Source organism: Massilia sp. CT11-137 (assembly GCF_047302885.1).
GTDB lineage: Bacteria > Pseudomonadota > Gammaproteobacteria > Burkholderiales > Burkholderiaceae_D > Telluria > Telluria orientalis.
The window spans coordinates 2,901,498-2,913,752 of the sequence record NZ_JBKYMP010000002.1; the positions used below are offsets into that span (position 1 = coordinate 2,901,498).

Genomic DNA, 12,255 nt, shown 5'->3' on the forward strand with positions numbered 1-12,255 from the left:
CAGAGCTGTCGAAGATGGTTTGAATCTCCCATTAGTTTATGGCGCGAACGCGACTACATGCGGCGCGTGTCGAGCCGCTTGACGGAACCGGTCGGACCACAGCGTCTTTGTACAGCGTCGCAAGAAGAAAGCCCCGCGAACGTGCGGGGCACTCCCAAGTCTCGCGTGCGCTTACGGCTGCGGATTCCAGCCCACACCGTCGCCGTAGGCTGAGAATACCTTTGCGCGGGTTGCGAACCTGTCCGCAACGTCGGTATCGCCGAGCGTATAGCCACCTACGCGCATGCGCAGGTCGATCGGTGTGCCGGCCAGTGTCGTGCTGCCATACTCGCGCCAGCCGGAACTGGCGTTTGGCACGGTCGGGTTCGGCGCAGGCTGGCCGTTCACGCCCAGCCCGGCCCACCCGGCGGCTGCGATGTGCGTATCCATCTTGCAGTTGATGAAGGCGATGTTGTCCCAGGACGCGGTGCCGCCCGGGCTGCGCGCCAGGTAGGTGGCGCCCGCCGGTATGTCGCCGTGATTGCGGCCGGGGCCCGGGCCATGGGTCAGCGTGCTGTTGAGGAACACGTAACCGATGTCGCTGGCGGACGGCACGCGGGCCTGCAGCACATAGCCGCCGCCGGTCGCGCTGGTACTGATGCCGACGCTGCGGATCTCGCTGTTCTCGAACAGCGCTGCGTGGCTGCCGCCCCAGATGAAGTCGACGTTACCGGCCACCAGGGCATTGTAGAACCATGCCCAGCCCTTCAGGTTCAGCGTGTCCTGTTCGCTGTAGAAGCTGGCGTTCTTCGCCACCAGGCGCGTGTCGCTGTTGAAGTACAGCGTTTCCGCCTGGCCCGAGATCGACGGCGAGAGAATGGTCGTGTTCTTCAGACTGAGATTGTCGAGCACCAGCATGTCCGAAGACTCGATCAGCATCACCGCACGCCCGCCGGCCGGGGAACCGGTCGTGGTCGGCGGCTGGCTCGCCCCGGTGCCCGGATTCAGGCTGTCGTTATTGGTGTAGCGGATCAGGACGCCGTCGCGGCTTTCGCCCTTGATCGTCACGTTGTCCTTGCCCTTCAAGAACAGCAATTCATCGTACGTGCCGTTTTTCACGTTGACCGTCACCGGCGCCGTTTTCGAGAACTTCTGCATCGCGTAGTTCAGCGCGCCCTGCACCGTGCGGAAATCCGCTGCATCGTCGTCGTCATCGACCGTGACTGTGCTGGCGGTCGGTGCGGCCGCCTTCGTGGTGAACGACCAGCCGCCCAGCTTGCCAATGCCGACGAAAGGCGTGCCGCCCAGCGTGGTATTGGTGAACACGCCGTCTGCAATGGCGACGTAATAGTCGGTCCCGTAGTCCAGCTTGCCGCTGTGCAGTGCGATCGTCGCCGTATTGCCGTCGATCCGGATCGGCGTCGTGTTCACGCGCCGAACGACGGTCTGCCCGGCATAGCCGATCGCGTCCGTCTCCCCGCGAGTGCGGATCACGTCCACCAGGCTATCGTCGGCCATGCGGAAGACGCGGATGCTGCCGTTCGTGCCCAGCGTCGGCGGACTGTCGAAGGTGAGCTTGAGCACGGTATCGATGTTGGCGGCGCTGGCACGTGCGGCCGGAGCACTTGCGCCCTGGAGCCGGTAAGTCTGGGTTGGCTGGACGAATTGCGGCGCCACGTTGGCCGTGACGGTACGGGTGAGCGTGGATTCGGAACCGCTGGTGAAGACGATGCTGGCGTTGCCGGCGGACAGCGGCGTCAGCGTGACGGTATTCCCGCTGGCGACCGCGCTGACCACGTCCGGATTGCTGGAGCTGACGGCGAAGCTGTCGGCTGCTCCATCGGCGGCGACGGCGGTGACGGTGATGCGTGTCGGCGCATCCCCCGCTTCCGCCGTATAGGTCGGGGCCGATGGGTTCAGGGTCAGCTGCACCGGTTTCATGCGCGGGTCGCCCACGTGCACGTCGTCGATCTGGAACGACTTGTTGGTCGTGTACAGGCCGATCAGGCCACGCTGCGCGAACGACGCATCGGTCACCGAGCCCATGTTCTTGCCGTCCAGGTAGACGGTGAGCTTGCTGCCGATCAGCTCGAAACGCACGGTATAGAACTGGGCGTCCATGGCAATCGGCGACCTTGCCTGGACCACGCGACTCAGCGAGCCGTTCAGCATCTTGGCGATCTCGACCTGCGTGCTGGTGGTGCTGCTTTGCACGTTCAGGCCGGCGCCATACCAGTTACCGGCATCGACGTAGCGGGTGATCAGGTAGAGCTGCTTGGTGCTGGTGGCGCCGTTGGTCATCGGGCGGATGCGCGCCTCCAGGTAGTAGTCCGCGGACGCGACGCCGGTGAATGCGCCAGGCTTGACCAGGGCCAGCACGCCGCCGGTCGTGGCGGCCGTGTACTGCAACACCTTGCTGGCGCTGCCGGCGGCTTCCGGAACGACGCTGAAGCTGCCGTTCGGTCCCGCTACCGGCTTCAGGTCCCATTTGTCGGCCGTATCGTTCTGGAAGTCGTCGCAGAAGTAGAGGCCGGACGTGGGGCAGTTCAGGACGGGGCCCGTGTCGACGGTGACTTTGCCGGTGCCGGTGATCGCCGTCGTCAGCTTGCCGCCACCGGCCTGCGCCAGCGCATTCGCCTTGACCAGCGCGGCGGGGCGGGGTGTGTAGGCGTACGGCGGCGTCCACGTCGTCGCGTTCGACACCGCACACGCGCCCAGCGCCGCGCCGTTCAGCAGCGAGCCAGCGTCCTTGAAGGTGCCGGCCGTGGCGTCGCCCGGATTCCTCACCACGCTGTCGCAGCCGCTCGCGCCCGCGATCTCGAACACGTTCGCGTTCGACAGGATCTTCGCATTCGCGCCCGGACCCACGCTGTAGCTGTTCTTGTACACGTCGGCGGTCTTGCTGCCCACGTAGTAGTTGTTGAAGAGGTGGACCTGGCCGAAACGCACGCGCGGCGCACGCGACTGGATCGCGCGGAACACGTTGTTGCTGAAGGTGACGCGCAGCTTGCCCTCGTCCGCCGTGGCGGTAGGACTGGAGCCGACCAGGTTGTTCTTGTCGTGCTCGCCGAACACGTTGTACGACACGGTCACGTAGTCGGACGCGTTGGTGATGTCGACGGCGCCGTCGTGGCACTGCTTCACGTGGCCGTTCTCGATCGGCAGGAAGTTGTCCGTGACCGGCGCGTCGGTGAACGAGTTGTGGTCGATCCACACGTGATCCGAGCCGGAGAGGCCGATGGCGTCATAGGCCGCGTTCCAGTTGCCGGTCGATCCGTCGGTCGGGTCCCACACGGGCCCGACGTCGCACGGATTCTGGATCTTCAGGTTGCGGATGATGATCTGGCTGACGTTCGACAGGATGATGTGGCCGTTGACGAGCCCGGCGCTCGCGCCGTCGCCGATCAGGGTCGTGTTGCTCTTGAGGCGGATGGCGCCGCGCGCCGCCTGGTCGGAGGTCGAGGTGTATGGCTTGCCCTCGGTCATGTCGACTGTGCCGGCCAGCTTGATGATCTTCGGCGTCGTGCCGCCGTTGGCGATCGCTGCCAGCAGCTGGGCTCGGTTGGTGACGGTATAGATCTGGTCGGCGGTGGCGCCGGCGCCGGCCGTGGTGCCTCCGCCCTGGCTGGCCCAGCCATCTGGAGGCGCGGTCGCACGGGCAGGGTCGGTCGTCGCGCCATGTGCAATGGTCGCCATATTGCCAGCCGCGCACAGGGCGCCCGCAAGCAGGGCGGTCGCGCGCAGCGCCGCCTTGACGTTCAGGTATCGCATTCGATTCTCCTTGAAGGGGACGGTCGTCGATCACGCACGTGATGTGCGCTTGCGGCGGGCAGCTGCCAGCCCGGTCGCGCCGGCCAGCAACAGGGCCGCGCTGGCCGGTTCGGGCACCTCGGTGGTGCCGAGCTGGGCGCTGAACTGGCCGAAGCCGTCGGTCCAGACGAGTCCGCTCAAATCCAACCCGATCCTGTGGTCGCCCAGGATCGTCAGGCCCGGCACGCCGCTCGCCAGGCCGCTGCCGTCGACGAGGGTAAAGCTGGCGATCGGGTGCGCCAGGCCGCTGTCGAAATCGAAGGTCAGCCGGTAGTCGGCATTGCTGGCGGCCGGCAGGTTGTTGTAGACGGTCAGCAGGCCGGTTGTCGAGAAATCGAATCCGAACAAGGCGTCGGCGGTCAGGAATTCGACGCCGGTGTTGCTGGGGTCAAGGGTGGTCGTATTGCTGCCGGCTTCGACCTGGAAATCATGATCGAGTCCGACAATATCCGCGGCGTTGCCGTTATACCTCGCGGTGATGCTGGCAGTCTTGTCCAGGGAAATGGGCGCCGCGTAGGCCTGCCCGGCGGCGAGGGTTGCCAATACCAGGGTCTTCAGAATGATTGTTTTCATGGACGCTCCGATTTAGATGTCGTGACCGGTTGACGGGGCATGTCGCGATGCCGCCACGCGGCGACGCTTGTGCCGTCGAACCAGGCCCAGCACGGCCAATCCGCTCAAAAACAATCCCGACGGTTCGGGAATGGCGCTCACTGTCCCCATGCCGTTGGGCGACGAGACCAGCACCTGACCGGGCGAGCCATTGGAAAGCGGTAGCAATTCGAATGCGGCGAAACTGCCGGCTCCGCCGATGTAGCTGCCGAAGCCGCTGCTATACAAGGTGGCGTTGAACTGCGACGCATCGACATTGACGGTGCTCGCATAGTCGCCATCGAACTGCACATCGAAGCTGAACAGTCCTCCGAGGCTGACCCACTGGGTGAAATAGCTTCCTCCGCCTTGATTGCCGAGTGCGACCTGCCCTGGCACGAGGCCGGTCACTCCGGTGGAGCGATCGAACTCCGGGCCAAACGCGCCGACGAAGTGGTTCAGCACGGCAGTCGCCGGCGTCACCCCCGCATTCGCCAGGAAGGTGAAATCCATCAGCGCCTGGCCGGTATAGGCAGCGGTGTTCACGGTGACGTGGTAGCTCGGGACTGCCTGCGCAGCGCCATGTGCAAACAGCGCCCATGCGAACAGGCATTGCGGAACGAACGTTTTTACATTACGCATGATTGAGTCTTTCCGGATTTAGAAATTGCCGATATAAATCGAATTCGTGTAAGCGATGGCGACCTTGTTCGGGTTGCTATAGGTGACCGGCACGGTAAGCGATGCGCCGGGCGCGAGCGCAGCGGAGGCAGCGGTGATGTAAGAGACGCCGTCGTGCGTGCCGCTGGCGTTGTCGAGCGTGACGCCGGCGGTGAGGTGGTTGAATGCCAGCTGAAACGGACCCGTGAGCGTGGTTCCGCTCGTATTGGTCAGCGTGATGGATGCCGTATATTTATTGGTGATCCGGTTCCATGTCAGGCCCGAGCGCAGCAACGAGAAACCGGATGTGCCGTCGACAAACGTCGGCTCCGGGTTCTTTGCACTCCCCGACACTTTGACGCCGTAAATGGCCAGCATTTTTCCCAGGGTGCCGGCCGTATTCCACGGGAATACCCGGACATACAATGTGCGCCCGGCCGGTACCTGGACAACGACGGGGTAGACGAGCCTCGCCGTGAACGTGTCCTTCACGAACTTCAAGGGTGCAGTATTCAGCCTGGTCGAACCCGAGAAATCCGAATTCAGCGAGTATTCGATATCGGCGACCACCGTCGATCCACCGCTGCTGGTCAGGTAGGTGGAAATCGTGTCGACCGTAAAAGTGCCATTTCCGGGCGAGACGGCGAATTGCAGGAACTGGCGGTCATTGCGTACCGGCGAATCGGCCACGTAACGGGCAACCGTCGTGTCCTGGCCATCGACCGCAATCACCTTCGATGACTGCGCAACGAGCCCGCTCACGCTGGCATTGCTGCCGGTGACAAGCCCATCGGTAACCGGCGAGAGCGAGGTGCCGGCGGTAAACCAGCTGGCATACGAAGGGATGCCGCCGGCGGCGGAAATACCGGTTCCCTGGACAGCCAGCGTCGTATTCAGAGGCACGTTACCCACGGTAAAACTGACATTGCCGCCGTAGCTCTTCGCTTCACCCGGCGTGAACCGGACCGCCAGCGGTTGAATGAATGCCCCGTTTGCAAAAGGGATGCCGACACTCTGTGTCCAGTTGACGTTATCCAGCGATAGGGAAAAATTCGTCGGGGCCGTCACGGTGACCGTTCCCGCCGCGGGGTCCAGGTCGAATGCGGACAGCGTCACGCTTTTTGTCGTCGGCATGCCCACGTAGCGTGTGGCGTAGTCCAGAGTGCCAGGGCTGGCGATGAGCGAGGTGACCGGTACCATATGGTCATTCAGAATGGCGAGCTTCTTCATCCCCTCGACCGCGCGCTTGGCGATCAGATTGGCAAACAAGACCTGCGGGTGAGTGCTGTCCGCCGCAATATAGAGGTTTGCCGTCGCCGCCGCGTCGCCGTAGCTTTCCACGATCTTCCTGGTCTCGGCAGTGATATCGACGAAAGGAACGGAGTACTTGGCCGCCACTGCTTTCATTGCGGCGACATAATCTCCGCGAGCATAGGTTTCTCCACCGATCACGCCGACATTGTGCTGTCCAGTCGGCGTAATCGTCGTGCCGCTGAAGTATTTGCGCACGATGGGGGACATCAGGATTGGATTGGCGCCTCTTGCTCGAATCTGCTGGACATATTTTTTCAGCCACTGGTAATACGAGTGTTCCGAGATGTCGACCGTTGGGTCGAGCTTGTCCGGGCGGCCCACGCATGCCTCGCCATCCATGGTCCCATCGCTGCAGAAGGCGTACGTGCCGTACGTGGCGTAATCCGAGCCCGATTTTTGATCGTTGTGAGCGAACTGGACGATGACGTAGTCGCCTGCACTGATTTTCGGGAGGATGGCGGGCCAGCGCGTGGCTTCGTAGTAAAAACTTCTCGAACTGCGGCCACCGAGGGCCCAATTGTTGACCTTGACTGTCGAATCGAAAAACTGCGGCATTGCTTCGCCCCAGCCCATTTGCGGACGGCGATCCTGCGTGTACATCGTCATCGTCGAATCGCCCAGCATATGAATGACGGGGCTGGCCGCGGTCGGCGTAACGGACGACTCCGCCGTCGCGAGGAGCCTGGGGGACGCCGACGTCGAACCAACCCCGCTTCCGCCGCCACAGGCGATCAGGCCGGCGGACAGCGTCAGCGTGCCGCCTAAACGAATGAATAAGCGCTTCATCTTCCTTTGTCTCCACTTGTTGTTGTCAGAGCAGTTGATAGTGCTTAAGGACGCCGGACAGTAACAACCGGTTCGTGCCGCCTGGCCGACCGGTCGTGCCCGACACTTCAGCGCCGTTGGTTTTCCTCCTTCGGCGCTTGTGCGAGAACCCACATGAAATACAGGACCTTGGCCGCCTTGACCCTTGTCACCCCGGCCCGCGGTTCGAGCAGCCGGCCGTTGACCATGCGCCCGCGGGCGATCCCGGCTTCCGACCGGATCAGCCCCAGCTCGTAGGCGTCGCGCAGCTTGTCCGCGTAGACCGGCGCGGCGTCGCCCGTGTCCACCAGCTGGGTCCAGCGCACGAGCGGGTAGTACATGGCGCCGCGTGCGCCGGTGTCCAGGTTCGGGTCGTAGCCCGGGCTGCCGGGAAGGAGGGTCTTGCCGTTGTAGTCGGTCATGTAGGCGGGCTTGGCCGCGAACGTCGCGTGGTAGGCATCGTCCAGGATGGCCCCCATGACTTCGCGCGACAGCGGACCGTCCGCGTAGGCGGAAAGCAGCCCGGCGGGCAAGCGCATCAGCATCGCCAGCGCCTCGCGGAACTCGCTCGTTCGCATCGGCGCCTCGGGATGGAAGCGGCCCTGCGCATCCTTGTGGAGCGCGCCCAATTGCAGCAGTTTCTCGATCTGGTTGCGATAGTAGGCGCCGTCGCCGTCCGTGATGTCGGCCGCGATTTCCGGGTAGACCGGCGACCAGTCGTTCACCGCGATCGCCCGGCGCACCTCGGGACGAAGCTGGGCCACCATGCGGCCGGCCACCGGATCGCCCGGGTTGCCGTCACCGGCGAGGCGGGCCAGTTCGGTCACCACCATGCGCGCATACTGTTTGGCGAGCGTTTCCTTGAAATGCGTGCCGTCGATCTTGTTGGCGGGATGACCGTTGGCATAGCTGCCGTCGTTGGTCTTGCCCGGCGTCTCCCCGGCTTCGATCGACATCACCATCGCGGTAATGGCCTGCTGGCCGGTGGCGTTGTAGTACTCGACGCTGCGCGCGTTCAGGTCGACGACCGGGACGTCCAGTTCGGCGCCGAGCTTCCGCATCAGGTCCGGAAAGCGGCGCTTGTCGAAGGAATCGACGTAGGGCTGGCCCGGCTTTTGTGCGCCGTTCACGCGCGACATCGGCGTGACGAAGACCGGCACCATGCCGCGTGCGCGGATGGCGGGCACGTAGACCTCGCGGATCATTTCCTCGTACATCGCCTCGGTGGCGCCGCGGCCGAAGCGGCGCGTCTCATCGAGGCTCTCGTCGTTGTGCCCGAACTGGATCATGACGACGTCGCCGGCGTACCCGGTCAGCAGCAGGTCGTTCAGCCGGCCTTCCGCGTAGGCGCTGCGGAACGAACGTCCGCCCATCGAGTAGTTCACGACCCGAACCCTGGTCGAATCGAACAGCCGGCCGATGACCTGGCCCCAGCCGCTCATCGGGGCCTCGTCGAAGGTGTACGACTTGACCGTGGAATCGCCCAGCGTGTAGATGGCGGGCAGTACGCCGGCGGGGCGCGCCTGCGGCGGGATCGGACTCAACACGATTTCCGAGAGCCCGACCGGCACGCCGGCCTTCTTCGGTTCGATCTCGATGTCGATGGCGCCGCGGCCGTTCACGTAGCGGTAGGTCCAGTCGCGTCCCTGCGCCACCGCCATGGTCTTGTTCGGCAGCCGGCCCGCGGCGTCCCAGAAGACCGGCTGGGACAGGCGGCTGGCTTGCATGCCGGTCACGGCAACCGTCGTGTCGGCCGCGTCCGATGTGGTCTTCACGCGGATCGCGAACGCGCCGGGCCCCGCCTTGATGCGGAAGGCCATGCCGAAGTTGTTGTAATGATCGGTGCCTGCGTTCGGATCGAGCGCGGGTTCCGTGACGACATAGCCGGCGGCCGTGCGCCGGATGGACGCCGTGTGGACGGGACGGGCCGGTAGCGCCCCCGTCGCGCCGACGAAGCCGTAGCCGGTGGCGGCGTCATACAGCGGGACATCGTTGCCGGGCCTGGCCTGGACTGCGATCGCGTCCGTTGCGGGACGGCTCGTGAAATCGTAGCGAAGCTCGACGCCGGGCTGGGACGCCTGCGGTTCGGCCCGACCGGGCAGCGCGCACCAGAACAGGCATGCAGCGACCGTGGCGGCGCGTGCGAAAGGACGCGTCCTGGCGAACGGGCGTGCCGCAGTCGGATGAGGGAGGTGTGTCATATGGTCGGCGAAAAAATCCCAGGCAGGAACATCCGGCCTGGGCAAAGGAGACAGCCCCCGCGGGCCGTCATTCGATTCATCGATCAGAACGTGTATTCCGCGCGCGTCAGCCAGGTACGGCCGATCGGCTTGGCGACGTTCTGGGCGAACACCACGCGCGACGAGATGCGCTGGTTCGACAGCGGCGGGTCGACGTCGAACAGGTTGTTGATACCGAAGCTGACCGTCAGGTGCTTGCTGAACTTGTAGTGGGTGCTCAGGTTGTACAGCTTGTACGACGAGATCACGTGGTAGTACGGCTGGCCCGGCTGCTGGCTGGGCAAGGCGTTGGTGTCGATGTAGTGCGAGGTGTACTGCTGGGTCAGCTGGGTCCCGAATCCGCGGTAAGACCAGGACAGGCGCAGGTTCGACTTCCAGCGGAAGACGTAGGTATTGGCCGACGTGGAGCCGGTCGCGAGTGCACCCGGCTGGCCCACCGCATCCACCCAGGCCCCGCCCGAATCGGACTGGGTCTCGTATTTGCGTACGTAGGTGCCGTCCAGGGCGATGCCGAACTTGCCGAGTCTTGCGGTCGGAACCGTGTAGCTGAACGTGGTGTCGATACCTTGCGTATGCAGGCCGCCCAGGTTCATGCGCGAGACGTCGATGTACCTGAGCGTGCCGTCCGGGTTGCGCACGAAGAGGTTGGCGTACTTCTGCACATTGCTGAAGATCGTATCCTCGGTCATTTGCGCGATCGTGCCCTTCATGCGGACATCCCAGAAGTCGAACGAGACCACCGCATTCTTGACCGGTTCGAACACGATGCCGGCGGTGAAGGTCTTCGACTTTTCCGGTTGGAGGTCGGGATTGGCGCCCGTCAGGGTGGTCAGCTGGGTGTTGCAGACGGTCGCCGGATCCAGGCCGAGGTTGGCATAGGCCGGATTGGGCGTGCCGGTGGCCGCGACCGACGGCGTGGGACCTGGGCACAGCAGCGGGTCGTCCCAGCGATGGGTCGATGGCACCAGTTGGCGTGCCGCGCCGTACAGCTCGGGCAGGGTAGGGGCACGGAAGCCCGTGCTGGCGGTGGTGCGCAGCATGATTTTCTTGCTCGCCTCCCAGCGCAGGCTGATCTTCGGGTTGACGGTGTTGCCGAAATCGCTGAAATGGTCGGCGCGCACCGCAGCGGTTAGGTCCAGGCTCTTCGTGATCGGGGCGTCGATCTCCGCATACAGGGCGCCGACGGTGCGTCCGCCGGATGGATGCGTGCCGGGGTTGCCGGACACTTTGTAGACCACCTCCTCGGCGTTCATGCCGACGTCGCTGTTCCAGGTGTCGCGGTGCAGGTCGCCGCCCACGGCCAGCGTCAGCGGGCCGCCGGAAAGATCGGACACGGACCGGGACAGGTTGAAGTCGGTGCCATAGAAGCGTACGCGTCCGCTGCGGTAGGTCTGGCCGTCCATGCTGATGCTGTCCAGGTAGGCCATGCCGTCCGCGTCCTGCTTGCCGAACGGGTTCAGGACGCCGTTCGCCACGCCCTGGTAAAGACCGGGCGTGGAAAAGAACCCGTTCTTCCAGCTGACGGTTGCGCGGCTTTGCGAAACGTTCAGGCCGACGCGGTAGTCCCAGCCCGCGACGACGCCCTCGTCGTTGACGACGATCCGGTTGGTGCGTTGGCGGCCGTCGGTGACGGCGGCGCCGGCTTCGTCCAGGCTCCAGGTCAGGGCCAGGTCCTGTCCCGTGACGCCGGCGACGGCCGGCATGCCGCCGGTGCCGCCCGGGTACCACTTGCTGGAGTTGGTGATGAACAGCGGCTTGCGCAAGGTGGGCGTCAGCACGGAGTATGCCGTCTGCGCGCCGACGATCTGCGGAGGCAGCGTCGCGTCGATATACGACTCGGTGTTGAGCATCTCGACGGTCAGCAGGCCGTCCTGGCCATGGCGCAGCGACGCCTTGGTGAGCAGCGTGGTCTGCATCGCGTCCGGCAGCAGTTGCGGGTACAGGGTCGGGTCGAGGATGCACGTGGTGTTCTTCGCCCTCGTCGACGCCAGGCTGTACCTCGCGTCGTAGTTGCTGGCGCAGCCGCTCGACCAGTACGGGTTGCCAGTGGTGCTCGTCGCCTTGCCGTTGTTGTAGACCGTAAAGTTAGCCGGCGCCGACGACGAACCCGAGGTGTTGGTCGTGAACGCCGTCCCGCCCAGCGCGACGATGGCGTCCGGATTCCAGATATTGGGGCGGTCCTTCTGCATCAGCGAATAGCGCCTTTGCGTGTCGAAGGCGGCGTACACGTTCCAGCCGTCCTTCTGCAGGTCGCCCTTGCCGGCAAGGATAGCCAGGCGCGGCTGCTGCCCTCCGCCGTGGCGCTCAGGGTCGACATAGCTGCCGGTCAGCCTGACGCCGTCGTAGCTGCGCCTGGTGATGAAGTTGACCACGCCGGCGATCGCGTCGGTGCCGTAGATCGAGGAAGCACCGTCGCGCAGCACCTCGACGCGCTCGATGGCGCTCATCGGGATCACGTCCACGTTGACCGAACTGGCACCGCTCGCCTCGTTCGGCAGGCGCCGGCCGTTGAGAAGGACCAGCGTGCGGTTGGTGTTCAGGCCGCGCATGTTGATCATTGTGCCGCTGCTGCCGCCGCCGACCGGTTCGTTGGTCGAAGCCGTCACCAGCGAGGTCGCCACTTCGGACATCGTGGTCAAGCCCTGGGCCTGCAATTCCTCGGCCTTGTAGACCGTGAGCGGCAGCGCGCTCTCGGTGGCGATCCGCTTGATCGAGGAACCCGTGACGGTCACCTTTTCCATCGGTGTGTCCGCCTGCTGGGCCTGGGCCTGATGCATGAGGGCCAGCACGGCCAGCGTGAACGTACTCAGTGCAAGTCGGGGCGTTGCGGGGTGGTTGGCATGCTTCATCGTAGTCT

The 12,255-nt window shown here is 64.6% G+C and carries 6 protein-coding genes; all 6 read right to left on the bottom strand.

Features of this window, described 5'->3' with window-relative positions; translation table 11 throughout:
• Window positions 1–171: 171 nt before the first annotated feature.
• Window positions 172–3,750 carry a pectinesterase family protein gene (locus ACEN98_RS29890; protein ID WP_413388455.1) on the bottom strand — a complete coding sequence of 1,193 codons (3,579 nt, stop codon included), beginning with the start codon at window positions 3,748–3,750 and terminating at the stop codon, window positions 172–174.
• 30 nt (window positions 3,751–3,780) lie between these two features.
• Window positions 3,781–4,362 (bottom strand): PEP-CTERM sorting domain-containing protein, encoded by a 582-nt coding sequence (locus ACEN98_RS29895; RefSeq protein ID WP_413388456.1) that lies wholly within the window; start codon window positions 4,360–4,362, stop codon window positions 3,781–3,783.
• 12 nt (window positions 4,363–4,374) lie between these two features.
• Window positions 4,375–5,022 carry an NF038129 family PEP-CTERM protein gene (locus tag ACEN98_RS29900; RefSeq protein ID WP_413388457.1) on the bottom strand — a complete coding sequence of 216 codons (648 nt, stop codon included), beginning with the start codon at window positions 5,020–5,022 and terminating at the stop codon, window positions 4,375–4,377.
• An 18-nt stretch (window positions 5,023–5,040) separates the two neighbouring features.
• A complete protein-coding gene (locus ACEN98_RS29905) occupies window positions 5,041–7,140 on the bottom strand; it encodes a GDSL-type esterase/lipase family protein (protein WP_413388458.1) in 2,100 nt (699 codons plus the stop codon).
• A 107-nt stretch (window positions 7,141–7,247) separates the two neighbouring features.
• Window positions 7,248–9,359, bottom strand: a complete 2,112-nt coding sequence (locus tag ACEN98_RS29910; protein WP_413388459.1) for a GDSL-type esterase/lipase family protein — start codon at window positions 9,357–9,359, stop codon at window positions 7,248–7,250.
• 83 nt (window positions 9,360–9,442) lie between these two features.
• Window positions 9,443–12,247, bottom strand: coding sequence for a TonB-dependent receptor domain-containing protein (locus ACEN98_RS29915; RefSeq protein ID WP_413388460.1), 2,805 nt, complete (start codon window positions 12,245–12,247; stop codon window positions 9,443–9,445).
• Window positions 12,248–12,255 lie beyond the last annotated feature (8 nt).

What these genes read in the sequence shown, in the direction of transcription:
- ACEN98_RS29890 (WP_413388455.1), bottom strand. Translation starts at nt 3,750, where the DNA reads ATGCGATACCTGAACGTCAAGGCGGCGCTGCGCGCGACCGCCCTGCTT.
- ACEN98_RS29915 (WP_413388460.1), bottom strand. Translation starts at nt 12,247, where the DNA reads ATGAAGCATGCCAACCACCCCGCAACGCCCCGACTTGCACTGAGTACG.
- ACEN98_RS29900 (WP_413388457.1), bottom strand. Translation starts at nt 5,022, where the DNA reads ATGCGTAATGTAAAAACGTTCGTTCCGCAATGCCTGTTCGCATGGGCG.
- ACEN98_RS29905 (WP_413388458.1), bottom strand. Translation starts at nt 7,140, where the DNA reads ATGAAGCGCTTATTCATTCGTTTAGGCGGCACGCTGACGCTGTCCGCC.
- ACEN98_RS29910 (WP_413388459.1), bottom strand. Translation starts at nt 9,359, where the DNA reads ATGACACACCTCCCTCATCCGACTGCGGCACGCCCGTTCGCCAGGACG.
- ACEN98_RS29895 (WP_413388456.1), bottom strand. Translation starts at nt 4,362, where the DNA reads ATGAAAACAATCATTCTGAAGACCCTGGTATTGGCAACCCTCGCCGCC.